General features: G+C 62.8%; 25 protein-coding genes. 21 read left to right on the forward strand and 4 right to left on the reverse strand.

All coding sequences use genetic code 11. The features are described 5' to 3' along the window. Positions 1 to 38: 38 nt before the first annotated feature. Together mscK and selO are read left to right on the forward strand one after the other, a co-directional pair. Positions 39 to 3,389, forward strand: a complete 3,351-nt coding sequence (gene mscK / locus HX821_RS23165) for a mechanosensitive channel MscK (protein WP_008439184.1) — start codon at positions 39 to 41, stop codon at positions 3,387 to 3,389. 50 nt (positions 3,390 to 3,439) lie between these two features. Continuing rightward, positions 3,440 to 4,903 carry a protein adenylyltransferase SelO gene (gene selO, locus HX821_RS23170; RefSeq protein ID WP_177036462.1) on the forward strand — a complete coding sequence of 488 codons (1,464 nt, stop codon included), beginning with the start codon at positions 3,440 to 3,442 and terminating at the stop codon, positions 4,901 to 4,903. Positions 4,904 to 4,909: 6 nt separating this feature from the next. Here selO and HX821_RS23175 read toward each other — a convergent pair whose 3' ends face one another. Both HX821_RS23175 and HX821_RS23180 read right to left on the reverse strand, forming a co-directional pair. After that, positions 4,910 to 5,311, reverse strand: a complete 402-nt coding sequence (locus HX821_RS23175) for a type II toxin-antitoxin system HigA family antitoxin (RefSeq protein ID WP_008439186.1) — start codon at positions 5,309 to 5,311, stop codon at positions 4,910 to 4,912. Then, positions 5,308 to 5,604, reverse strand: coding sequence for a type II toxin-antitoxin system HigB family toxin (locus HX821_RS23180; RefSeq protein WP_093202502.1), 297 nt, complete (start codon positions 5,602 to 5,604; stop codon positions 5,308 to 5,310). Before HX821_RS23180 ends, HX821_RS23175 begins: the two co-directional genes overlap by 4 nt. 235 nt (positions 5,605 to 5,839) lie before the next feature. On the opposite strand from HX821_RS23180, the gene trxC reads away from it, so the two are divergent. Continuing rightward, entirely contained in the window at positions 5,840 to 6,274 is a 435-nt protein-coding gene (trxC, locus tag HX821_RS23185) for a thioredoxin TrxC (RefSeq protein ID WP_003209402.1), read from the forward strand. Here the strand turns inward: trxC and HX821_RS23190 are convergent. Together HX821_RS23190 and HX821_RS23195 are read right to left on the reverse strand one after the other, a co-directional pair. Continuing rightward, a complete protein-coding gene (locus tag HX821_RS23190; RefSeq protein ID WP_003209399.1) occupies positions 6,262 to 6,510 on the reverse strand; it encodes a DUF6124 family protein in 249 nt (82 codons plus the stop codon). The genes trxC and HX821_RS23190 overlap by 13 nt on opposite strands. 441 nt (positions 6,511 to 6,951) lie before the next feature. Then, positions 6,952 to 7,722 (reverse strand): ParA family protein, encoded by a 771-nt coding sequence (locus tag HX821_RS23195; RefSeq protein WP_177036464.1) that lies wholly within the window; start codon positions 7,720 to 7,722, stop codon positions 6,952 to 6,954. A 348-nt stretch (positions 7,723 to 8,070) separates the two neighbouring features. Between HX821_RS23195 and HX821_RS23200 the strand changes: the two genes are divergently transcribed. The 18 genes from HX821_RS23200 to HX821_RS23285 all read left to right on the forward strand — a co-directional run bounded on the left by HX821_RS23200 (position 8,071) and on the right by HX821_RS23285 (position 23,890). Further along, the gene (locus HX821_RS23200) at positions 8,071 to 8,793 is read left to right on the forward strand and encodes a beta-ketoacyl synthase chain length factor (RefSeq protein WP_087692510.1); all 723 of its coding nucleotides are present in this window, start codon (positions 8,071 to 8,073) and stop codon (positions 8,791 to 8,793) included. Further along, positions 8,769 to 9,581 (forward strand): 1-acyl-sn-glycerol-3-phosphate acyltransferase, encoded by an 813-nt coding sequence (locus HX821_RS23205; protein WP_102367952.1) that lies wholly within the window; start codon positions 8,769 to 8,771, stop codon positions 9,579 to 9,581. Before HX821_RS23200 ends, HX821_RS23205 begins: the two co-directional genes overlap by 25 nt. Continuing rightward, on the forward strand, positions 9,559 to 9,828 hold the full coding sequence (locus HX821_RS23210; RefSeq protein ID WP_008439197.1) for a phosphopantetheine-binding protein: 270 nt from the start codon (positions 9,559 to 9,561) through the stop codon (positions 9,826 to 9,828). The genes HX821_RS23205 and HX821_RS23210 overlap by 23 nt, the downstream gene beginning before the upstream one ends. A 9-nt stretch (positions 9,829 to 9,837) precedes the next feature. Beyond that, positions 9,838 to 10,092 carry an acyl carrier protein gene (locus tag HX821_RS23215; protein WP_003209389.1) on the forward strand — a complete coding sequence of 85 codons (255 nt, stop codon included), beginning with the start codon at positions 9,838 to 9,840 and terminating at the stop codon, positions 10,090 to 10,092. Further along, the gene (locus HX821_RS23220; RefSeq protein WP_177036466.1) at positions 10,089 to 10,634 is read left to right on the forward strand and encodes a hypothetical protein; all 546 of its coding nucleotides are present in this window, start codon (positions 10,089 to 10,091) and stop codon (positions 10,632 to 10,634) included. The genes HX821_RS23215 and HX821_RS23220 overlap by 4 nt, the downstream gene beginning before the upstream one ends. Beyond that, positions 10,631 to 12,301 (forward strand): acyl-CoA synthetase family protein, encoded by a 1,671-nt coding sequence (locus tag HX821_RS23225; RefSeq protein WP_177036469.1) that lies wholly within the window; start codon positions 10,631 to 10,633, stop codon positions 12,299 to 12,301. Before HX821_RS23220 ends, HX821_RS23225 begins: the two co-directional genes overlap by 4 nt. Before the next feature lie 167 nt (positions 12,302 to 12,468). Further along, positions 12,469 to 13,203, forward strand: coding sequence for a glycosyltransferase family 2 protein (locus HX821_RS23230; RefSeq protein WP_087692512.1), 735 nt, complete (start codon positions 12,469 to 12,471; stop codon positions 13,201 to 13,203). Then, the gene (locus tag HX821_RS23235; RefSeq protein ID WP_003209381.1) at positions 13,200 to 14,135 is read left to right on the forward strand and encodes a glycosyl transferase; all 936 of its coding nucleotides are present in this window, start codon (positions 13,200 to 13,202) and stop codon (positions 14,133 to 14,135) included. Before HX821_RS23230 ends, HX821_RS23235 begins: the two co-directional genes overlap by 4 nt. Further along, positions 14,119 to 15,660, forward strand: a complete 1,542-nt coding sequence (hutH, locus tag HX821_RS23240) for a histidine ammonia-lyase (protein ID WP_177036470.1) — start codon at positions 14,119 to 14,121, stop codon at positions 15,658 to 15,660. The genes HX821_RS23235 and hutH overlap by 17 nt, the downstream gene beginning before the upstream one ends. After that, on the forward strand, positions 15,653 to 16,078 hold the full coding sequence (locus HX821_RS23245; protein ID WP_177036472.1) for a thioesterase family protein: 426 nt from the start codon (positions 15,653 to 15,655) through the stop codon (positions 16,076 to 16,078). The genes hutH and HX821_RS23245 overlap by 8 nt, the downstream gene beginning before the upstream one ends. Beyond that, positions 16,075 to 16,800, forward strand: coding sequence for an outer membrane lipoprotein carrier protein LolA (locus tag HX821_RS23250; RefSeq protein ID WP_177036474.1), 726 nt, complete (start codon positions 16,075 to 16,077; stop codon positions 16,798 to 16,800). The genes HX821_RS23245 and HX821_RS23250 overlap by 4 nt, the downstream gene beginning before the upstream one ends. Continuing rightward, the gene (locus tag HX821_RS23255) at positions 16,790 to 19,108 is read left to right on the forward strand and encodes an MMPL family transporter (protein WP_177036476.1); all 2,319 of its coding nucleotides are present in this window, start codon (positions 16,790 to 16,792) and stop codon (positions 19,106 to 19,108) included. Before HX821_RS23250 ends, HX821_RS23255 begins: the two co-directional genes overlap by 11 nt. Further along, entirely contained in the window at positions 19,105 to 19,839 is a 735-nt protein-coding gene (locus HX821_RS23260) for a class I SAM-dependent methyltransferase (protein WP_093202557.1), read from the forward strand. Before HX821_RS23255 ends, HX821_RS23260 begins: the two co-directional genes overlap by 4 nt. Further along, a complete protein-coding gene (locus HX821_RS23265) occupies positions 19,836 to 20,318 on the forward strand; it encodes a hypothetical protein (RefSeq protein WP_173883011.1) in 483 nt (160 codons plus the stop codon). Before HX821_RS23260 ends, HX821_RS23265 begins: the two co-directional genes overlap by 4 nt. Continuing rightward, the gene (locus tag HX821_RS23270) at positions 20,315 to 21,481 is read left to right on the forward strand and encodes a beta-ketoacyl-[acyl-carrier-protein] synthase family protein (RefSeq protein ID WP_177036478.1); all 1,167 of its coding nucleotides are present in this window, start codon (positions 20,315 to 20,317) and stop codon (positions 21,479 to 21,481) included. Before HX821_RS23265 ends, HX821_RS23270 begins: the two co-directional genes overlap by 4 nt. Beyond that, positions 21,478 to 21,939, forward strand: coding sequence for a hotdog family protein (locus HX821_RS23275; RefSeq protein WP_102604305.1), 462 nt, complete (start codon positions 21,478 to 21,480; stop codon positions 21,937 to 21,939). The genes HX821_RS23270 and HX821_RS23275 overlap by 4 nt, the downstream gene beginning before the upstream one ends. Then, a complete protein-coding gene (gene fabG, locus HX821_RS23280; protein WP_087692521.1) occupies positions 21,936 to 22,664 on the forward strand; it encodes a 3-oxoacyl-ACP reductase FabG in 729 nt (242 codons plus the stop codon). Before HX821_RS23275 ends, fabG begins: the two co-directional genes overlap by 4 nt. Next, positions 22,664 to 23,890 (forward strand): beta-ketoacyl-ACP synthase, encoded by a 1,227-nt coding sequence (locus tag HX821_RS23285; protein ID WP_008439241.1) that lies wholly within the window; start codon positions 22,664 to 22,666, stop codon positions 23,888 to 23,890. Before fabG ends, HX821_RS23285 begins: the two co-directional genes overlap by 1 nt. Positions 23,891 to 23,895 lie beyond the last annotated feature (5 nt).

Here is a 23,895-nt window from a genome sequence, read left to right on the forward strand (position 1 = left end):
GGACGCCCCCTATTTTTCACCTTGCTCGACCGGTCTCTATGACAACCCTGCGCACTTTTCTCGCCACTGCCCTGCTGGGCCTGACTCTCTGCGTCGGCACCGTACACGCGGCCGACCCGCCCAGCATCGATTCCGTCCAGCAAACCCTGGACAAGCTGCCGGACCGCAAGCTGCCCGACGCCGACATGAAGGCGCTGCAAAGCATCCTGCAGCAAACGCTCACCTTCCTGGGCAACCAGCAGGACTACCAGCAGCGCCTGGTGGACCTCAAGCGCCAGCTCGAAGACGCGCCGCGCCAGACCGTCGACAACCAGCGCGAACTGACTCGCCTCAAGGCCACCAAGGTGATTCCGGTCGCCCAGCGCTACGCCACCTTGCCGGTGCCGCAACTTGAACAACTGCTGGTGCAGCGCACCACCCAGCAAGGCGACCTGCAAAAGGAACTGGCCGACGCCAACAGCCTGACCATCGCGGCCCAAACCCGTCCCGAGCGCGCCCAGACCGAAATCAGCAGCAGCCAGACACGCATCCAGCAGATCAACGCGACCCTCAAGGCCGGTAAAGACAACGGCAAGACCCTCAGCGGTGACCAGCGCAACCAGCTGAACGCCGAGTTGGCCGCCCTCAACGCGCTGATTCCCCTGCGCCGCCAGGAACTGGCCGGCAACAGCCAACTGCAAGACCTGGGCAACAGCCAGCACGACCTGGTGCTGGAAAAGACCGCGCGCCTGGAGCAGGAAATCCAGGACCTGCAAACCCTGATCAACCAGAAACGCCTGGCCCAGTCCCAGGAAACCGTGACCCAGCAGTCCATCGAAGCCCAGAAGGCCGGTGGCAGCAGCCTGCTCGCCACGGAAAGCGCGGCCAACCTGAAACTGTCCGACTACCTGCTCAAAAGCACTGACCGGCTCAACGAGCTGACCCAGAAAAACCTGCAAACCAAGCAGCAACTGGACAGCGTGACCCAAAGCGACTCGGCGCTGGACGAGCAGATCAACGTGCTCAAGGGCAGCCTGCTACTGTCCAAGATCCTCTACAAACAGAAGCAGGCCCTCCCGCGCCTGACCGTGGACCGCGACCTGGCGGATGACATCGCCAACATTCGCCTGTACCAGTTCGAGGTCAATCAACAGCGCGAACTGATCAGCACCCCGAGCACCTACGTCGACAGCTTGCTGGCCAACCAGCCGGCCGACCAGGTGACGCCACAACTGCGGCGCACCCTGCTGGAACTGGCGATCACCCGCAGCGACCTGCTGGAGCGCTTGAGCCGGGAACTGAGCGCACTGCTCAACGAATCCATCACCCTGCAACTGAACCAGAAACAACTGCTGAGCACCGCCACCACCTTGCGGGCGACCCTCGACGAACAGATGTTCTGGATTCCCAGCAACAAGCCGCTGGATACCGAATGGCTGGAAACCGTACCGGCGCACTTGAGCAAACAGGTCAATACCCTGCCGTGGGCCTCCAGCGTCAGCGAGCTGTATGACGGCCTGACCCAGCGTCCGCTGCTGTTCCTGCCCCTGCTGTTGTTGATCGGCGCGCTGCTGTGGCGTCGCAGCTACCTGTATGCCCGGCTGAAAAAAATCCATATGGACATCGGCCACTTCAAACGCGACAGCCAGTGGCACACGCCGGTGGCGATCCTGGTGAATATCGCGCTGGCGATGCCGGTGGCCCTGGGCCTGGCACTCTGCGGCTATGCGCTGCAGATCGACGCCCGCGGGCAAAACGCCAACCTCGGCGCCGCCCTGCTGCAGATCGCCCAGGCGTGGCTGGTGTTCTACACCGCGTATCGGATCCTCGCGCCTGGCGGCGTCGCCGAATTGCACTTCCGCTGGGAAAAACCCCAGGTCGAATTCCTCCAGGGCTGGGTACGCAAGCTCGGGCTCGTGGTACTGGCGTTGGTGGCCGTGGTGGCCATCGCCGAGCATCAGCCGGCAGCGCTGGCCGACGATGTGCTGGGCATCGGCGTGGTACTGACCTGCTACGCACTGATGGCGTGGCTGCTCGGGCGCCTGCTGCTCAACAGCCCGACCCACGAAAAAGCCTCGCTGTTTCGCAAGGCCGTGGGCCTGGTGTTTACGGCACTGCCGGTGGCGCTATTTATCGCCGTATGTTTTGGCTACTACTACACCGCCCTCAAGCTCAGCGACCGGCTGATCAACACCTTGTACCTGCTGATGTTCTGGCTGGTGATCGAAGCCACCTTCGTACGTGGCCTGGGCGTTGCGGCACGGCGCCTGGCCTATGCGCGGGCCCTGGCCAAACGCCAGGCCGCCAAGGAAGCCGGTGAGGGTGAAGCAGTGATCGAAGAGCCGACCCTGGACATCGAACAGGTCAACGAACAGTCGATGCGCCTGATTCGCCTGGCGCTGCTGGGCGGCTTTATCGCTGCGTTGTACTGGGTATGGTCCGACTTGATCTCGGTGTTTTCCTACCTGGACAACGTCACCCTCTACGAATACACCAGCGGCACCGGCGCCAATATCAGCATGGTGCCCATCAGCATCGGCGACTTGCTCGGCGCCCTGATCATCATCGGCATCACCTTCGCCCTGGCGCGCAACCTGCCCGGCCTCCTGGAAGTGTTGGTGCTGTCCAAGCTCGACCTGGCCCAGGGCAGCGCCTACGCCACCACCACCTTGCTGTCCTATGTGATTGCCGGCGTCGGGTTTGTCTCCACCCTGTCGACCCTCGGCGTGAGCTGGGACAAGTTGCAATGGCTGGTGGCCGCGCTGTCGGTGGGGTTGGGTTTCGGGATGCAGGAAATCTTCGCCAACTTCATCTCCGGCATCATGATCCTGTTCGAGCGCCCGGTACGGATCGGCGACACCATCACCATCGGCAACTTGTCGGGCACGGTGAGCAAGATCCGCATCCGTGCCACCACCATCACCGACTTCGACCGCAAGGACATCATTGTCCCGAACAAGACGTTCATCACCGGGCAACTGATCAACTGGTCGCTGACCGACACCATCACCCGGGTCACCCTGAAGCTGGGCGTGGACTACGGCTCGGACCTGGACCTGGTGAAGGAATTGCTGCTCAAGGCCGCCGCCGAAAACCCACGCGTGTTGAAGGACCCGGCGCCCCACGTGTACTTCCTCAACTTCGGTGAAAGCACCCTCGATCACGAACTGCGCATGCATGTACGGGACCTGGGCGACCGCAACCCGGTGATCGATGAGGTCAACCGCTTCATCAACCGCGAGTTCAAGAACCACCACATCAACATCTCGTTCCGGCAGATGGAGGTTTACCTGAAGAACCTGCATGGCCAGGAATACAAGCTGGTGCCGGTGGAAGAAGAAAACCGGACCATCCTGCCGCCCGCCCAGGACCAGGACCTGCCCGAGCCGCCGCCCGCCAAACTCGACTAAACGCGCTCTCCCCAGCAGAATGGTCGGACATTCTGCTCAGGAGATGGCCGTTGAAAGCCCTCGACGAACTGACCTTCGACAACCGCTTCGCCCGCCTGGGCGACGGCTTCTCAACCCATGTGCTGCCCGAGCCCATCGACGAACCGCGTTTAGTGGTGGCGAGCGAGGCAGCCATGGCGCTGCTGGATCTCGACCCCGCCGTGGCCGAAACACCGGTATTTGCCGAGCTGTTCGGCGGGCACAAGCTGTGGGCCGAGGCCGAGCCGCGGGCGATGATCTATTCCGGGCATCAGTTTGGCTCGTACAACCCGCAACTGGGGGATGGCCGCGGATTGTTGCTGGGCGAGGTGTACAACCAGGCCGGCGAGCATTGGGACCTGCACCTCAAGGGTGCCGGGCAAACCCCGTACTCGCGCATGGGCGATGGTCGTGCGGTGTTGCGCTCGTCGATCCGGGAGTTCCTGGCGTCGGAAGCACTGCATGCGCTGGGCATTCCCAGCAGTCGTGCACTGTGTGTGATCGGTTCCACCACGCCGGTGTGGCGCGAGAAACAGGAGCGCGCCGCCATGGTGCTGCGCCTGGCCCACAGCCACGTGCGCTTTGGGCATTTCGAATATTTCTACTACACCAAGAAGCCTGAATTGCAGAAGCAATTGGCGGAGCACGTGCTGTCCCTGCACTTCCCGGAATGCATGGAACAGCCCGAGCCGTACCTGGCGATGTTCCGCGAAATCGTCGAGCGTAATGCCGAGTTGATCGCCAAGTGGCAGGCCTATGGGTTCTGCCATGGAGTGATGAACACCGACAACATGTCGATCCTCGGCATCACCTTCGACTTCGGGCCGTTTGCATTTTTGGACGATTTCGACGCGCAGTTCGTCTGCAACCACTCCGACCATGAAGGGCGTTATTCCTTCAGCAACCAGGTGCCGATCGGGCAGTGGAACCTGAGCGCACTGGCCCAGGCGTTGACGCCGTTTATCAGCGTCGAGGCGCTGCGGGAAACGCTGGGGCTGTATCTGCCGTTGTTCCAGGCCCACTACCTGGACCTGATGCGCCGCCGACTGGGCCTCACCACCGCCGAAGATGACGATCAGAAACTGGTGGAGCGCCTGCTGCAACTGATGCAGAACAGCGGCGTCGATTACACCCTGTTCTTCCGCCGGCTGGGGGATGAATCAGCCGCGTTGGCCGTGGCGCGGTTGCGCGACGACTTTGTCGACCTCAAGGGATTTGATGAGTGGGCAGACCTGTACAAAGCCCGTGTGGAGCGCGACGCCAGCGGCACAGAAGAACAGCGACGTGAGCGGATGCATGGGGTGAATCCGCTTTATATCCTGCGCAACTATTTGGCGCAGAACGCCATCCAGGCGGCGGAGCTTGGGGATTACAGCGAAGTGCGCCGGCTGCATGAAGTGCTGACCAAACCGTTTGAAGAGCAGCCGGGGATGGAACGATACGCCCAGCGGCCGCCGGATTGGGGGAAGCATTTGGAGATTAGTTGTTCTTCATAGCGCGACCTAGATAAAGGTCTCCACTGAAACCCCAAAGCGCTCCGCCAGCCAACGAATCTGCCGCAGGTTGAGCTGGCGTTTGCCACTAAGTACTTCAGAGACAACCGACTGCGCACCAACGCCCGGGAGATCACTTTGGGTCAAGCCATGCTCTCGCATCATTGAACGTAGCACTTCAACGCCACTGGCAACGGGCATCGGCCGGTGCTCGAGATCGTAGGCCTCGATCCAGTCACTGAGGATATCCACCAGGCTCATGAGCGGGCTGGATTCATCTTCGCCTATCAGGTCCAGCAATTCGTCGAGGGCGCTGACCAAGGTATCGTAGTCCGCCTCGTTTCTTGGCTTGCGCAGCAATGGCGAAACAAATTGCCAGTGTTCGGCAGCCTGCCTGATGAGTGCGCTCATCTGATTTTCTCCTTCCATTTACCTTGCTCATATTCACGGTGATCGAACAGGTACTTGATATAAATTCGTTGTACTTGGTAATGCACGAAGGCAATCAACCTCAGCTTATTGCCCCCGATGTCAAACACATGGAACTGCCCGACTTTGTCTGTTGCAGGGAACATTCCTTTCATCGACGCAAAGTCGGCGGGACTGTTGCGTTTCATTCTGCGATACCACTCATCCAGTGCCGTGGCTGAATGCGGCCATCTTTCTTTCGCTTCCCATATCCTTTTTTCGCTGATCACTCGCATGCAACATCCTTATCGCATCTTGCTATGAAGGTTAGTCTTGCCGAAAAAATATCGCAATCTGCGATATTCCTTGGCGGACCAGTGGCGCAATTCCAAGCACCCTTCAACAGCCTAGATACGCCGCGATAGAAGTCACCACCAAAAATGTGAACGCGTACGTCACTAGCGTCGAACCTTGATAAACACCCTTCCCGGCTCCAAATAGAACCCATTGGCCACTTTCACGGAGCCCAGCATGTCCGACTCTCTAGTAATCCCCTGCCCCCACTGCAACGGTCTTAACCGCATCCCCAATGAACGCCTGGGCGATGCGCCTAAATGCGGGCGTTGCAAGCAACCGGTGCTGTTAAGCAAACCCTTTGAGCTGAAACAGGGCGATTACGCCAGCCAGATCAAGGGCGACCTGCCGTTGCTGGTGGATGTGTGGGCCGAATGGTGCGGGCCGTGCAAGTCGTTTGCGCCGGTGTTTGAGCAGGCCGCCGGGCAGTTGGCCGGGAAGTGCCGATTGGCCAAGCTCGATAGCGAGGCCAATCAGCAGTTATCCGCTCAGTTGGGGATTCGCTCGATTCCCAGCCTGATCCTGTTCAAGAATGGCCGGGAAGTGGCGCGTCAGAGCGGTGCGTTTCCGTTACCGCAGTTGATGAGCTGGCTGCGCAGTCAGGGCGTTTGAGGTAGCGGGACGCCCCGGTCCATCACCTGCCCCATCAGCAATACGCCCAATTCGCTCAACTGATGAATGGCCAACGCGACATCGCGCTGCTTGCCGGTGAGGTCGTCGGAAAGGTCGAGCAAGAGGGTGGTGACTGAGGAGAAGGTTTCGTAGGTATTGAGGATCAGGGTTTCGGTGGCTTGGCCGGGGCTGACTGTAAAAAGGTACGACGGGGGATTTGGAGTAGCTTTAAACATGGTCGACATTCCTGATTGGAGCCGCCATCTGATCGCTACTAAACGAATTAGGGTGGCAGCTGTACGCAGGTTAGTAGACCGGGAAATGTCGAAGCCGGCGCGCCCGAAGACGCCCTACGCACAGCTACCATCAAGCACAGACTCAGCGCCTGAAAGATGAAGCTTATGCACTTAACGACAAACACTCGGGCTACTAAACCCGATCACTGAGAATTCAGCGACCGAGCAACCTTAGAGACGCCCATCCAGACGCACAAGCCGGCGGATTCTGGCGTAACTGTAGGCAACGGCGCAAGACGACGATTTCCCTGTAGAAACAAAGACCAAATGTGGGAGCGGGCTTGCTCGCGAATGCGGTGAGTCAGTCAATAGAGAATTCGACTGATCCACCGCATTCGCGAGCAAGCCCGCTCCCACATGGGTGATGTGTTGCCTGCTAAATCACGCGTTTTCCAGCAAGTTATGCAATTCCACAAACTGCTGTGTCAGCTTGTGCCGTGGGTCCAGGTGGATCAGCGGCATGTTCGCCTGGTGCGATTCACGCATGCGCACCGAGCTGGTGAGGTACACCGGCAGTACCGGCAACCCTTCGGCAATCAATTCATCCAGCATCTGCTGCGGCAGGCTCGCCCGGGCCTGGAACTGGTTGACCACGATGCCTTCCACTTCCAGCCCTTCGTTGTGGTCTTCCTTCAATTCTTCGATCTCGGCCAACAGGCCATACAGCGCCTGGCGGGAGAAGCTGTCGCAATCGAAGGGGATCAGCACGCGATCAGCGGCAATCAGCGCTGAAACGGCATAAAAGTTCAGCGCCGGCGGCGTATCCAGGTAGATCCGGTCGTAGCCCTCGCTCAATTCATCCAGCAGCTTTCGCAGCTTGTTGATCTTGTGCTTGGCCTCGAGCTTGGGCTGCAGGTCTGCCAGTTCCGCGGTGGCGGTGATGACGTGCAGGTTGTCGAACGGGGTTTCGTAGATATCCACCTGGTTCTTCTTCGAAAACGGCCCGGAAGACAGGGTTTGCTTGAAGAAGTCGGCGATTCCCATGGGGATATCGTCGCCGGTCAGCCCGGTGAGGTACTGGGTAGAGTTAGCCTGGGCATCGAGGTCCACCAACAGGGTTCGATAGCCTTCGCTGGCGCTGACCGCCGCCAGGTTGCAGGCAATGCTGGACTTGCCAACACCGCCTTTTTGGTTGAACACCACGCGCCGCATGGAAAAACCTCCGTGTATCAATGAATGACCCGAGTGTAGAGGGCAAAAGCGCCCGTTAGCTACCTCGTTTGTTCCTGTACTACAGCATCAGAGGCTCTATCTCGCATAACAATTTCCCGTCTGTCCGACAAAGCAGGAATTGCCTGACACCTGCTGCCCTACCTGCATGATGGACAATCGGTAATTCTTTCCAGCGAATTTGTAATCATCCGTGAACAATTCTTTACCAAAGTTTGCTAGAACCCCGCAGCACCGGGATAATGCGCGCCATTCGGCGATTGCACCCTGTCCCGGTATTCGGGGCCAATGGCCGCACAAGGAAGCCCGCAGGGGCGGGATAACTTCTCAGTGATCAATTTCAACATCGCCCAATGGCGCGCCTGGGCTCCCGGGCTCGAAAGCGCGGACGACTGGCGTACCTGGTGCCGGCAGCCGATGTTGCTCGCCCGCAGCGACGCGGCACCCGACGTGTCCTTCCTGCCGGCCATGCAGCGCCGGCGCCTGAGCCGCCTGGCGCGCATGGCCTTCAGTGTGGGCTGGCCCCTGGCCGAAGGCTTGCAACAGTTGCCATTGGTGTTTGTTTCCCGTCACGGCGAAACCCCACGCACCCTCGATATTCTCAGCGACCTGGCCAACGACGAGCCCCTGTCGCCGACCCAGTTCAGCCTGTCGGTGCATAACGCGGTGATTGGCCTGTGGTCGATCCTGCGCAATGAAACCAGTGAAATGACCGCCCTCGCCGCCGCCGGCGATGGCCTGGAGCACGGCATGCTCGAAGCCGCTGCCCTGCTCAATGAAGGCGCACCGGCTGTATTGCTGATCATTACCGAGGAACAGCCCCCCGAAGCCTATGCGCGCTGGATCGAGGACGTGCCCTTCCCCTACGCCCTCGGCCTGCTGCTGACACCGGGCGACGAGTGGCAGCTGGAACTGAATACAGCCGCTGTCCAACCCACCACCAAAGCCCAGTGGCCCCACGCCCTGAACCTGCTGCGCACCCTGCTGAACGAACAGGGCGCCTGCCAACATGCCTGGAAGAACCGAGTATGGAACTGGCAACGCAAGTCCTGACCGAAAAGCCCCGGAAGGCCTACTACTGGCGCCTGTTCGCCACTGCCACCGCCTTCGCCCTGTTTGGCCTCGGCGGCCTGTGCCTGCGTGTCCTGGTGTTTCCGCTGCTCAGTTGCCTGCCGGGTGATGCCAAACAGCATCAGCGACGCGCCCGCCACACCATCAGCTGCCTGTTCTGGTTGTTTATCCGCATGATGACGCGCCTGGGCATCCTGACCTACAGCGTCGAAGGCGCGGAAAAGCTCGGCCGCCCGGGCCAGATGATCATTGCCAACCACCCATCGCTGGTGGACGTGGTGTTCCTGATCGCCCAGATGCGCCAGACCAACTGCGTGGTCAAGCAGAGCCTGTGGCAGAACCCCTTCACCCGGGGCCCGGTGCGCGACGCCGGCTACATCAGCAACGACGGCAGCGCCGACATGCTCGACGCCGCCGCCGATGCCCTACGGGACGGCCAGACCCTGATCATTTTCCCGGAAGGTACCCGCACCTCACCGGGCCAGGCACCGACCTTTCATCGCGGCGCCGCCGCCATTGCCCTGCGCGGTGCGAGCATCATCACTCCGGTAGTGATCAAGGTCAGCCCCACCACCCTGACCAAGGCCGAACCCTGGTATCGCATCCCGAATCGCCGCTTTCACTTCAGTTTGCGCGTGGGTGCCGATATAGAACCACAGGCGTTTGCCGCACAAGGGCCCGCGCCCCAGGCATCACGCAAGCTCAACGATTACCTGCACCAGTATTTTATTAAGGAGCTCGCCGAAGATGAGCGACCAACACCGCCTTGAGCACGACATAAAAACGCTGATCATCGAGGCCCTGGGCCTGGAAGACATCAGCGAGAGCGACATCGGCAACGAGCAAACCCTGTTCGGCGAAGGCCTTGGCCTGGATTCAGTCGACGCCCTGGAATTGGGCCTGGCGATCCAGAAAAAGTACGGCATCAAGATCGATGCCGACGCCAAGGACACCCGCAATCACTTCACCAACGTGGCCAGCCTCGCGGCGTTCGTCACGGCCCGACAGGCAGCTTGAGACCGTACCATGCAAACTCGTGACGATATTTTCAACACCTTGCGCGACGCCCTGGTGGAACTGTTTGAACTGGAACCGGAACGCGTCACGCTCGACGCCAACCTGTACCAGGACCTGGAAATCGACAGCATTGATGCAGTGGACCTGATCGACCACATCAAGCGCCAGACCGGCAAGAAAATCGCCGCCGAAGAGTTCAAGGCCGTGCGTACCGTGAATGACGTGGTCGAGGCGGTCTACCGCCTGGTTCAACCGGCCGCATGAGCCGGCTGATCGCCCTTGGCCTGTTGCTGGCGGGGCTGCTGTACCCTTTTGCGGTGTATTACGGCACTGAGCATTTTGCCCCGTGGCAATTTGGCCTGCTGCTGGGCAGCCTGTGGCTGTTGCGCGCCCTGACCGGCGCCAGGCGCCCGGGCAGCCGCTGGATGGCGGCGGCGATCATTGTCTTTTGTCTGCTGCTCGCCTGGTTCGACAACCCGCAGATGCTGCGCTGGTACCCGAGCCTGGTCAGCGCCTTCATGCTGGCACTGTTCGGCCTGAGCCTGAAATACGGGCCGCCGATGGTCGAGCGCCTGGCGCGCATGAGCGAGCCGCAACTGCCCGAAAAAGCGATTGTGTATACCCGCAAGGTCACCGTGGTGTGGAGTGTATTTTTCCTGTGTAACGGCCTGCTCGCCGCCGCCCTCACCCTGTGGGCGCCGCTGAGCTGGTGGACGTTGTACAACGGCATGATCGCCTACGGGCTGATGGGGCTGTTGTTTGCCGTGGAATGGCTGGTACGACAAAGGGTTCGAGGCCGCGTATGAATTGGTTGAATCTTGAGCACTTGCTGCTTGAGCCTGTGGAGCAGCGTTTGGTCACCACCGAACCTGCCCTGGATCACCCACACCTGTGGGAGAAGTCCCTGAGCCTGGCCGCCGGGTTGCAAGCCCGGGGCATCCAGCGCCTGGCGGTGTACCTGGAAGATGCCGGCTTGCTGGCGATCGCGCTGCTGGGTGCATGGCGTGCAGGCGTCAGCGTGTTGTTGCCCGCTGACCTGCAACCGCAAACGCGCCAACGCTGGGATGATGTCGTCGATGCCTGGCTGACCAAAGCTGGCGACCTGGATGCGCTGTATCAAGCGCCATTAAGCGCCGCGGCCCTGGACCTGGACGCCTGCTGCCTGAGCCTGTGCACCTCCGGCTCCAGCGGCGAACCCAAGCGCATCGACAAAACCCTGCGGCAGATGGCCAATGAAGTCCAGGCGCTGGAAACCTTGTGGGGCGCCGACCTGGGCGAGGCGTGCATCATCGGCAGCGTCGCCACCCAGCATATCTATGGCTTGCTGTTTCGGGTGCTGTGGCCGTTGTGTGCCGGGCGCACCTTTGTGCGCCAACAGTTGGCATTTCCCGAGGACTTGCAGCGCGCCAGCCGCGAGCATGCGCAATTTGCCTGGGTCGCCAGCCCGGCGCTCCTCAAGCGCATGGGTGACAACCTCGACTGGCCAGCGCTTACACGGGTCAAACGGGTGTTTTCCTCCGGCGGCGCCTTGCCCCTTGAGGCCGCCGGCAGCCTGCATCAGCGCCTGCAGCAATGGCCGACGGAAATCCTCGGCAGCTCGGAAACCGGTGGTATCGCCTGGCGCCAGGGCGAACAACCGTGGCAGCCGTTTGCCGACGTGCAACTGAGCCAGGACGCCGACGGCGCCTTGCGCATCGCCTCGCCATACCTGCCCGCCGGCCATGTCGAACAGACCGCCGACGCCGCCACCATCCACGCCGACGGCCGCTTCGAATTGCTCGGCCGCCTGGACCGCATCGTCAAGCTGGAAGAAAAACGCATCTCCCTGCCGATGCTCGAACAAGCGCTGATGGACCATGCCTGGGTCGCCGAAACGCGCCTGGGCGTGGTGCAGGAAAACCGCGCCTCCCTCGGCGCCCTCGTGGTGCTCAGCGCAGACGGCTTGCATGCCCTGCGTAACCAGGGCCGGCGCACTGTCACCCAAACCCTGCGCCAGCACTTGAGCCAACACTGCGAAGCCCTGGCGCTGCCCCGCCGCTGGCGCCTGTTGCGCCAATTGCCGCTGAACACCCAAGGCAAGCTGCCCCAGGCCGACGTCGAAGCCCTGCTGCTGGCACCGCGCCCGAAAGCCCCGGAAGTACTGGAACAAGTCGAAGCCAACGGTGAATGGACCCTGCAACTGGCGATCCCGCCGGACCTCGCCTACTTCAGCGGCCACTTCCCGCAAACCCCGGTGCTACCGGGTGTGGTGCAAGTGGATTGGGCGCTGAGCCTGGGCCAGCAACTGCTCAAGCTGCCGGGGCCGTTCGCCGGGATGGAAGTGCTGAAGTTCCAGCAACTGGTACGCCCGGATGACCGGATCGAACTGCACCTGCGGTTCGACCAGGAGCGCGGCAAGTTGTACTTCGCCTACCGCAATGAGGCGGCCGCCTGCTCCAGTGGGCGGATCGTGCTGGGGAGGGTCAGTGATTAAGCTTTTGTGGCGAGGGAGCTTGCTCCCGCTGGAGTGCGCAGCACTCCCAACCCAGGCACTGTGGTTTATCAGGCAGGTCTCGGTCGCCTGTGTTGGGGCTGCTTCGCAGCCCAGCGGGAGCAAGCTCCCTCGCCACGCACAGCGCTTCTGCCAATGGGGTACCTGTTATGCATAAGCCCTGCGCCTTGATCCCGGTCTATAACCACGAAGCCGCCGTGCCCGCCGTGGTGCGCACCGTGCTGTCCAGCGGCCTGCCATGCCTGCTGGTAGACGACGGCAGCAGCGCCGCCTGCGCCGCCGTGCTGGCGCAACTGGCAACCCTCGACAACGTGTCCCTGCTGACCCTGCCCGCCAACCAGGGCAAAGGCGCCGCCGTCATGGCCGGCTTTCGCGAAGCCGCACGCCTGGGTTTCACCCACGCCCTGCAAGTGGACGCCGACGGCCAGCACGACCTGCGGGAAGTCGGTACCTTCCTCGACGCCTCCCGCGCCCACCCGAATGCGGTGATCTGCGGCTACCCGGAATACGACGACAGCGTGCCCAAGGGCCGCCTTTACGCGCGCTACCTGACCCACGTTTGGGTGTGGATCAACACCTTGTCGCTGCAGATCCGCGATTCCATGTGCGGCTTTCGCGTGTACCCACTGCCACCGACCCTGGCCTTGATGGACTCGGCCAACATCGGCAAACGCATGGATTTCGACTCCGACATCCTGGTGCGCCTGGCCTGGCGCAACCAGCCGATGCGCTGGCTGCCGACCAAGGTGCACTACCCCGCCGACGGCCTGTCGCACTTTCGCCTGTTCCACGACAACGCGCTGATTTCCTCGATGCACACCCGGCTGTTCTTCGGCATGTTGGTGCGCGCGCCGATGATCCTCTGGCGCCGGTGGCAGGCATGAGCCAGGACACCAAGCACTGGGCCGACCGCGAGGAGCGCGGCAGCTTCTGGCTGATGAAATTCACCGCCTTCGCCGCCAAGGTCCTCGGGCGCCGGCTGCTGAGCCCGCTGCTCTACGGCATCGTTTTCTACTTCTTTCTGTTCGGCCGCACGGCCCGCCAAAGCGCCTGGCAATACCAGCAGCGCCTGGCCGACTGGAGCCGGCGCGACGACCTGCGCCCTACCCACAGAAGCGTCTTCGGCCAGTTCATGGCGTTCGCCGACGCCCTGCTGGACAAGCTCGACGTATGGAACGGCAAGCTGCGCCTGGAGCAGATCGAAATCATCGACCCGGCCCAACTGCGCGGCCAGCTGCGCAGCGAACGCGGGCAGATGCTGGTGGGCGCGCACCTGGGCAATCTTGAGGTGTGCCGCGCCCTCGCCGAGCTTGGCGAAAAGGTCACCATGAACGTGCTGGTGCACACCAAGCACGCTGAACGTTTCAACCGGATTCTGGGCGAAGCCGGGGCGACCAATCTGCGCCTGATCCAGGTCAGCGAACTTGATCCGGCGGTGATGATGCTGCTCAGCCAGCGCCTCGACGACGGCGAGTGGCTGGCGATTGCCGGCGACCGCGTACCGCTGCATGGCGGGCGCACGGTACGCGTGGATTTCCTCGGCCATGACGCCGCCTTCCCCCAAGGCCCGTGGCTGTTGGCCGGTTTGCTGAAATGCCCGGTCAACCTGCTGATGTGCTTGAAGCATCAAGGCCGTTATCGCCTGATCATCGAGCCGTTTGCCCGGTTGATCGAATGGAAACGCAGCGACCGCCAGCAGGTGATCGCACAATGGACCGCCCGCTACGCCGAGCGCCTGGGCCAGTTCTGCCTGGAAGCGCCCCAACAATGGTTCAACTTTTACCCTTTCTGGAAGACCGATGACGACGCATCTTAAGCCGGTAACCTTCGGCGAAATTCCCCTGCGCATCGAAGACGTGCTGGCCCTGGCCAACCGTCAGGCGCCGACTCAACTGCAGGCTGATGCCAAGTACCGCCAGCGCATCGCCAAGGGCGCGCAGTTCCTGGATTCGTTGCTGGACAAGGAAGGCGTGATCTACGGCGTGACCACCGGCTACGGCGACTCGTGCGTGGTGGCGGTGCCGCTGGAGCACGTCGAAGCGCTGCCCCGCCACCTCTACACGTTCCACGGCTGCGGCCTGGGCAAGTTGCTGGATGCGCAAGCCACCCGCGCGGTGCTGGCGGCGCGGTTGCAGTCGCTGTGCCATGGCGTGTCGGGCGTGCGCGTGGAGTTGCTGGAGCGCCTGCACGCGTTCCTGGAATTCGACGTGCTGCCGCTGATTCCGGAAGAAGGCTCGGTAGGCGCCAGCGGTGACTTGACGCCGCTGTCCTACGTGGCCGCAACCTTGTCCGGTGAGCGCGAAGTGATGTTCCGTGGCGAACGCCGCCAGGCGGCGGAGGTGCACCGCGAGCTGGGCTGGGACCCGCTGGTACTGCGCCCGAAAGAGGCCCTGGCGCTGATGAACGGCACCGCCGTGATGACCGGCCTCGCCTGCCTGGCCTTCGCCCGCGCCGACTACCTGCTGCAACTGGCCACGCGCATCACCGCGCTGAACGTGGTGGCGCTGCAAGGCAATCCGGAGCATTTCGACGAGCGCCTGTTCGCCGCCAAGCCACACCCGGGGCAGATGCAAGTCGCCGCCTGGCTGCGCAAGGATCTGGCGATTGACGCGCCGACCGCGCCGCTGCATCGCCTGCAAGACCGTTACTCCCTGCGCTGCGCGCCCCACGTCCTGGGCGTGCTGGCCGACAGCCTGAACTGGTTGCGCTCGTTCATCGAGATCGAACTCAACAGCGCCAACGACAACCCGATCATCGACGCCGAAGAAGAACGCGTACTGCACGGCGGCCACTTCTACGGCGGCCACATCGCGTTCGCCATGGACAGCCTCAAGACCCTGGTGGCCAACGTCGCCGACCTGCTGGACCGCCAGCTCGCGCTGCTGGTGGACGTGCGTTACAACCACGGCTTGCCGAGCAATTTGTCCGGTGCGCCAGCCGAGCGGGCGATGATCAACCACGGCTTCAAGGCTGTGCAGATCGGCACCAGCGCCTGGACCGCCGAAGCGCTGAAAAACACCATGCCGGCCAGCGTGTTCTCGCGCTCCACCGAGTGCCACAACCAGGACAAGGTGAGCATGGGCACCATCGCCGCCCGCGATGCGATTCGTGTGCTGGAACTGACCGAACAAGTCGCCGCCGCCACCTTGCTCGCCGCCAACCAGGGCGTATGGCTACGGGCCCAGGCTGAAGATGCGCGCCCGCTGCCGCCGGCGCTGGCCGCCATGCACGACGAGCTGGCCAAGGACTTCCCGCCGGTCATCGAAGACCGCGCCCTGGAAGGCGAACTGCGCCTGTGCCTGAAACGCATCGCCGAGCAACACTGGAGGCTGCATGCGTAGCCCCGGCGTGTTGCACTGCGACACTGAAATCCTCGTGCCGTTTTTCGACATCGACACCATGAACGTGGTGTGGCACGGGCACTACGTAAAGTACCTGGAAGTCGCCCGCTGCGCCTTGCTGGACAAGCTCGGCCACAACTACACGGCGATGCTGGAAGCGGGCTACGCCTGGCCGGTGATCGACATGCAGCTGCGCTATGTGCGCGGCGCGACCTTCGGCCAGACCATCAACGTGCGCGCCAGCCTGGTGGAGTGGGAGAACCGCTTGAAGGTCAATTACCTGATCAGCGACAAGGCCACCGGTGAGCGTCTGACCCGCGCCAGCACCGTGCAAGTGGCGGTGGAAATTGCCAGCCGCGAAATGCAGTTGGCGTCGCCAAAAATATTCACTGACGCCATAGAGAGAGCCTTGAAATGAGATTCCCTGTGGGAGCGGCGGTGCGACGATTCGACTTGCTCGCGAAAATCGTCAACGATAACGCAGGCCGCCTGACACCCCGTGGCGCCCTCAGGTTCTTCGCGAGCAAGTCGAATCGTCGCACCGCCGCTCCCACAGGAATCGCCTTCATTCTGTTGTTGGGCATTCCAGGCCTGGCCCATGCTTTCGACCTGCAGCAACTCAGCGATCAGCTTGCAAAACCGTCGGTGATCCACGGCAACTTCACCCAGGAAAAACACCTGCGCGCCCTACCGCAACCGCTGGTCAGCAAGGGCACGTTTGTCCTGGCCAAGGATCACGGCCTGCTGTGGCTGCTGAAAACCCCGCTGCAACAGGAATACCGCATCAGCGCCAACGGCATCGCCCGGCGTGACGCCAACGGCTGGCAATTGCTGCCGAACAAGAGCGCCGGCGCCGAGCAGAACCGTTTGTTCCTCGCCGTGTTACAGGGCGACAGCAGCGGCTTGCAGCGTGACTTCGAGCTGCAACTGCAAGGCGAAGCCCAGCAGTGGAAACTCACGCTGATCCCGCGCTCGCTGCTGCTCAAGCAGGTGTTCACCCAAATCAATATCGACGGCGGCGAACTGGTGCAGAAGATCGAGCTGCTGGAAACCCAGGGCGACAGCACCGTACTGCGCATGCAGGACAGCACCAGCAGCCAGCCCTTGAGCGACGCGGAGCAACACGACTTTGCCGAGTGAACGCTGGTTGCCGCGCCTGTTCCTGATCCTGCTGGTGGCCGTGTTGGCCCTGGCGGGCTGGCAATGGCGCCATGGCGCACCGCTGTCGGCGAACCTGATGGAACTGGTGCCCGGCACCGCGCCGGATGCGCTGGAGCTGCGCGCCGAACAGCGCATGCAGGAACCGCTGAACCGCGAAATGCTGGTGCTGGTGGGGCATGCCGATCGACAAAAAGCCATGGCCATGGCGACGCAATTGGGCGAAGCCTGGCAAGCCAGCGGCCTGTTTGAAAAGGTCCAGTGGAACCTCCAAGCCGACCTGCCGGCCCTGCGTCAGCAGTTGCTGCAAGGCCGGCTGGCGATGCTCTCGGCCAAGGATCGCGAGCAACTGATCGACGAGCCCCAGGCGTTTATTCAGCAGCGGGTTCAGGCGCTGTTCGACCCGTTCACCGGCTTCAGCCTGGTGCCGAGCCAGGACGATTGGCTGGGCCTCACCGGGCGCATCCAGAACAGCCAGCCGCAACACGGTTCGGTGCAGCTGGATATCGGCAGCGGCGCGCTGATCGCCGATGCCGACGGCAAAAGCTGGGTACTGCTGCGGGCCCGCACCACCGGCAATGCCTTCGACATGAAACTGCCGCTGCAAGTGGCTGACCTGCTCAAGGCCAGCCGCGAGCAGGCCGACCAGCAAGGCGCGCAATTGCTCGCCGCAAGCGGCCTGCTGTATGCAGCCAATGGTCAGCAGCAGGCCACCCGGGAAATCACTTGGGTCGGCGGCGGCGCGACGGTAGGCATCCTGTTATTGCTGCTGCTTGCGTTCCGCCGCTGGCGGGTGTTGCTGGCGTTCGTGCCGGTGCTGGTGGGCATGCTGTTTGGTGCGGTGGCCTGTGTGGCGCTGTTCGGGCATATGCATGTGATCACGCTGGTGCTGGGCTCGAGCCTGATCGGCGTGGCGGTGGATTACCCGCTGCATTACCTGTCCAAGAGCTGGAGCATGAGCCCTTGGCGCAGTTGGCCGGCCTTGCGCCTGACCTTGCCGGGCCTGAGCCTGAGCCTGGCCACCAGTTGCATCGGTTACCTGGCCCTGGCGTGGACGCCGTTCCCGGCGCTGACGCAAATCGCGGTGTTCTCCGCTGCCGGTCTGGTGGGCGCTTACCTGTCGGCCGTGTGCCTGTTGCCGGCCTTGCTCAAAGGCGTCGAGCTGCGCCCGGCGCAATGGCCCCTGCGCATTGCCGAGTTCCTGCTGAGCGTGCGCGAGTCGCTGCTCAAGCGCCTGCCAAGCCCGGTGTTGCTGGTACTGGTGTTGGTGTTTTGCGCCGGTGGGCTGTGGCACCTGAACAGCAAAAACGATATCCGCCAGTGGATCGGTGCGCCGCCGCAGTTGCTGCAGGAAGCCCAGGCCGTTGCGCGGATTACCGGGTTCCAGCCCACCAGCCAGTTCTTCCTCGTGCGGGCGGACAACCAGCAGCAGTTGCTGGAACGCCAGGCCGCGCTGAGCCAGCGCCTGGATCAGTTGGTGAACATGGACAAGCTCCAGGGTTACCTGGCGCTCAATCAGTTGGTCAGCGCGCCGGCGGAGCAACAGCAACTGCGTGAAGCCCTGAACCAACTGCCGCAGTACTGGCAGCCATTGCTGGACCTCGGCGTACCGGCCAGCGCGCTGCAAGCCGAGCTGACCCAGTTGCAGGCCTTGCCCACCGAAGACATCGACGCAGCACTGGTCGGCCCGCTGGCCGAGCCGTGGCGCACGCTGTGGCTGGGGAATGTCGACGGTGGCGTGGCGGCGATGGTGAGCCTGCAAGGCTTGAACAACCCGGCCTTGCTGCGGGTGCAGGCCCTGGATCTGCCCGGCGTGCAGTTGGTGGATCGCCTCGGCGACTTGAACCAGGTGTTCGCCGCCACACAGATCAGCGCGGCGGAATTGAAATTGATGTCCTGCGTGTTGATCGTACTGCTGCTGATCCTGCCGTTCGGCTTCGGCGGCGCCTTGCGCATCGTCGCCCTGCCGTTGCTGGCGGCGCTGTGCAGCCTGGCCAGCCTGGGTTGGCTGGGGCAGCCGCTGACGTTGTTCAGCCTGTTCGGCCTGCTGCTGGTGACCGCCATCAGCGTCGACTACGCGATCCTGATGCGTGAACAAATTGGCGGCGCCGCCGTGAGCCTGTTGGGCACACTGTTGGCGGCCGTGACTACTTGGCTATCGTTCGGCCTGCTGGCTATTTCCAGCACACCGGCGGTGAGTAATTTTGGGCTGTCGGTGAGCCTGGGGCTGGCGTTCAGCTTCATGCTGGCGCCGTGGGCCAGCCCGTCCGGGACAAGGAAGATGAGATGAGCAGCCAATACCTGAGTAAAAACTACGTCGAAGAAACCAAATTCGGCTTCTGGTTCCTGCGCAGCCACACCTGGCAGCACCATGTGCTGCGCGTGGCCATCAACGACCTGCGCAGCCTGTTCAGCGACCCGCTGCCGGTTGCTCCGGTACTGCTGGACGCCGGCTGCGGCCAGGGCAAGTCGTTCCAGTACCTGCAGCAGGTGTTCGCCCCCGAACGCCTGATCGGCCTCGACGCCGACCCCCACAGCCTCGACCTGAGCCGCGCCGAAGCCGCGCGCCAGGGCATCGCCATCGAGTTGATCGGCAGCGACTGCGCGACCCTCGACGTGGCCGACGCCAGTGTCGACGTGCTGTTCTGTCACCAGACCTTCCATCATCTGGTGGAACAGCATCGCGCCCTGAAAGAGTTCTATCGGGTGCTCAAGCCGGGCGGCTACCTGCTGTTTGCCGAATCCACCGAGGCCTATATCGACACTTGGGTAATCCGCTGGCTGTTTCGTCACCCGATGCATGTGCAGAAAAGCGCCGAGGAGTACCTTGAGATGATTCGCGAGCAGGGCTTTGAGTTCGGCCCGCAGAACGTCTCGTACCCGTACCTGTGGTGGAGCCGCGCCACCGATTTCGGCCTGCTTGAGCGCTGGGGCCTGCGCCAGCCAAAACCGGCCGGCCAGCGCGAAGAAACCTTGGTCAACGTGGTTGCCCGTAAACCTCTGGCGAGCACTGAAACATGATCCGAATGCTGTTGATCGGTTGCCTGTTGCTGCTGAGTGCCTGCGCCAGCCAGCCGCCGTTGCCGTCGAAAAACCCGGTGCTGAGCCTGCCGTTGCAACTGCATGTGCAGCGCGAACAGGATGGCCAACGCCAGGACTGGTTGCTGGTGATGCAGCGCGAAGGCGGCGGGATCCGCTGGTCGATGATGGACCCGCTGGGCATTCCCCAGGCTCGGCAGATGCTGATCAATGGCGCCTGGCAGGCCGACGGTCTGCTGCCGCCCAATCCCCAGGCGCGTGAATTGTTTGCCGCGCTGTTGTTCGCCCTGACCTCGGCGGATGAAGTTTCCAGGCTGTACCCCGGGACCCAGGAAATGGACCTGATCCGCACCCTGCCGTCCCACTGGAAGATCACCTATCACTCCTCCCTGGTGTTTCGCGTGGACGTGATCGGGCAACACCTGACCTACCACATCTCGCCGCTAGGGGCTGCCCGATGAGCGCCTACCTCAATGCCCTCGGCGTGATCTGCGCCCTGGGCCGCGACAAGCGCGAAGTCAGCCGCAGCCTGTTTGCCGGCGACTGCTCCGGCATGCGCGCCGAAAGCGGCTGGGTGCCGGAGCGTGTGTTGCCGGTGGCCGCTGTGCACGGTGAACTGGCGGCGATACCGCCCGGGCTGGAATCCCATCGCAGCCGCAATAACCAGTTGCTGCTGGAAGCCGCGTTGCAGATTGACGACGAGATCCGGCAAGCGATCCAGACGTTCGGCGCGTCGCGCATTGGCATCGTGCTCGGCACCAGCACCTCGGGCATCGATGAAGCCAGCCGTGGCATCGCCCACTATCTGCGGGAAAACCAGTTCCCCGCCGACTACGACTATCAGCAACAGGCGCTTGGCGCCCCGGCCGATTTCCTCGCCGACTGGCTGCAACTGAGCGGCCCGGCCTACGTGATTTCCACCGCCTGCACCTCCAGCGCACGAGCGCTGATGAGTGCCCAACGCCTGTTGGACCTGGGCGTGTGCGATGCGGTGATCTGCGGTGGTGTCGACACGCTGTGCAAGCTGACCCTCAATGGTTTTTCGTCGCTGGAGGCGGTTTCGGCAGAGCGCTGCAATCCGTTTTCGCTGAACCGCAACGGCATCAATATCGGCGAAGCCGCCGTGTTGTTCCTGATGAGCAAAACCCCGGCGCCGGTCGCACTGCTGGGCAGTGGTGCCAGTTGCGACGCCCACCATATTTCCGCCCCCGAGCCTACCGGCAAGGGTGCGTTGCAAGCGATGCGCAAGGCCCTGGCCAGCGCACAACTGGCGCCCGGACAAATCGGTTACCTGAACCTGCACGGCACCGCTACCCAACATAACGATGCCATGGAAAGCCTGGCGGTCGCGACCCTGTTCCCGGACGGCGTAGCCTGCTCCTCGACCAAACCCATGACCGGCCACACCCTGGGCGCCGCCGGCGCGCTGGAAGCGGCGTTCTGCTGGCTGAGCCTGGCAGAAGGCGTAGTGCCGCCCCATGTCTGGGATGGCCAGGCGGACCCCGGCCTGCCCGTACTGAAGTGGGCGTCGCCCGGCGACGCCCTGGAAAAACGCTGCCTGATGAGCAACTCGTTTGCCTTCGGCGGCAACAACGTCAGCCTGATTATCGGAGACGCCCCATGACTGATTGGCCGCTCGCCGAACTGCTGCCCCACGCCGGTGACATGATCCTGATCGATCAGGTCCTGAGCTTTGATGAAGAACAGATCCAGACCCGCCTGACGGTCAAGCCCGGCGGGCTTTTCAACCGCGCTGACGGCAGCCTGCCCGCGTGGGTCGGCATTGAGTTGATGGCGCAAAGCGTCGCGGCCTACGCCGGTTGCCGCGCGCGCCAGAAAGGTGAAGCCGTGGAGTTGGGCTTCCTGCTGGGCACGCGCAAGTTCGAGTGCAACGTCGAGCACTTTCCCGCCGGCACCGAGCTGACCATCCACGGCCTGCGCTCCCTGGAAGACGACAACGGCATGGGTGTGTTCGAATGCCACCTCACCGGTCACGGCATCCAGGCCAGCGCGCGCTTGAACGTATTTCGACCGCCCCAGGCGGCCAACTATTTAGATGAATCGAAGGACACCACGCCATGACTGAATCCGTATTGGTGACCGGCTCCAGCCGTGGCATCGGCCGCGCTATCGCTGTGCGCCTGGCCCAGGCCGGGCACGACATCGTGCTGCACTGCCGCAGCGGGCGTGCCGAGGCGGATGCGGTGCAGGTCGAAATCGAAGCGCTGGGGCGCAAGGCCCGGGTGTTGCAATTCGATGTGGCGGACCGCGCCAGCTGCAAGGAGATCCTTGAAGCCGACGTGGAAGCCCATGGCGCGTATTACGGCGTGGTGCTCAATGCGGGCCTGACGCGCGACGGCGCGTTTCCAGCGCTGTCGGAAGACGATTGGGACGTGGTGATGCGCACCAACCTCGACGGTTTCTACAACGTGCTGCACCCGGTGATGATGCCGATGATTCGTCGTCGCGCCGCCGGGCGGATCGTGTGCATCACCTCGGTATCCGGGCTGATCGGCAACCGCGGCCAGGTCAACTACAGCGCGTCCAAGGCCGGCCTGATCGGCGCCGCCAAGGCCCTGGCCATCGAGCTGGGCAAGCGCAAGATCACCGTCAATTGCGTGGCCCCCGGGCTGATCGACACCGCGATGCTCGATGAGAACGTACCGGTGGAAGAGCTGATGAAAATGATCCCCGCCCAGCGCATGGGCACTCCGGAAGAAGTCGCCGGGGCGGTGAATTTCCTGATGTCGGCAGAAGCCGGCTACATCACCCGCCAAGTGCTGGCCGTGAATGGAGGCCTGTGCTGATGAAACGTGTGGTGGTCACCGGCATGGCCGGCGTTACGTCCCTGGGCAGCGATTGGGCAACCATCGCCGCCAACTTCCGCGCCAACCGCAGCGGCATCCGGCGCATGGACGAGTGGGACCGTTTCACCGAACTGAACACCCGGCTGGCCGGGCCGATCGATGATTTCGTGGTGCCCGCCCACTGGACCCGCAAGCAACTGCGCAGCATGGGCCGGGTTTCCCGGCTAGCGGTATGGGCGGCGGAGCAGGCGCTCAAAGACGCCGGCTTGCTGGGCGACGAGTCGATCAAGGACGGGCGCATGGGCGTGGCCTGTGGCTCGTCCACCGGCAGCACCGACGAGATCAAGGCCTTCGGCAATATGCTGCTGAACTCGGTGGCCGAGGGGCTGAACGCCAACTCCTACGTGCGGATGATGCCCCACACCACGGCGGCGAATATCAGCATTTTCTTCGGCCTCACCGGCCGGCTGATCCCCACGTCCAGCGCGTGCACCAGCGGCAGCCAGGGCATCGGCTACGCCTATGAAGCCATCAAGTTCGGCCGCCTGCCGCTGATGTTGGCAGGTGGCGCCGAAGAGCTGTGCCCTACCGAAGCCATGGTGTTCGATGCGCTGTACGCCACCAGCCTGAAAAACGATGCACCACAAACCAGCCCGCGTCCCTACGACAGTGGCCGCGACGGCCTGGTGATCGGCGAAGGCGGCGGCATCCTGGTGCTCGAAGAGCTGGAACATGCACTGGCCCGTGGCGCGCATATCCACGCGGAAATCGTCGGCTTCGGCAGCAACGCCGACGGCCAGCACACCACCCGCCCGGAACAGGCCACCATGCGCCGCGCCATGGAACTGGCATTGGAAGATGCGGGGCTTGCGCCCGACGCGATCGGCTATGTGAACGGCCATGGCACCGCCACCGACCAAGGCGACATCGCCGAAACCCTGGCCACCAGCAGCCTGTTCGGCAGCCGCATGCCCATCAGTTCGCAGAAGAGTTTCCTCGGCCACACCCTGGGTGCATGCGGCGCGCTGGAGTCGTGGTTCAGCATCGAGATGATGAACCGCAACCAATACGTGCACACCTTCAACCTCGACGAAGTCGACCCGCGCTGCGGCGAGCTGGACTACCTGCAAGGTGAGTTCCGCGAGCTGCACAGCGACTACGTGATGAACAACAATTTTGCCTTTGGCGGCGTCAACACTTCGCTGATCTTCCGCCGCTGGGTCTAAGTTTT

Origin of the sequence: Pseudomonas sp. B6001, assembly GCF_013386015.1 — a bacterium.
In the GTDB taxonomy this organism is placed as follows: Bacteria; Pseudomonadota; Gammaproteobacteria; order Pseudomonadales; family Pseudomonadaceae; genus Aquipseudomonas.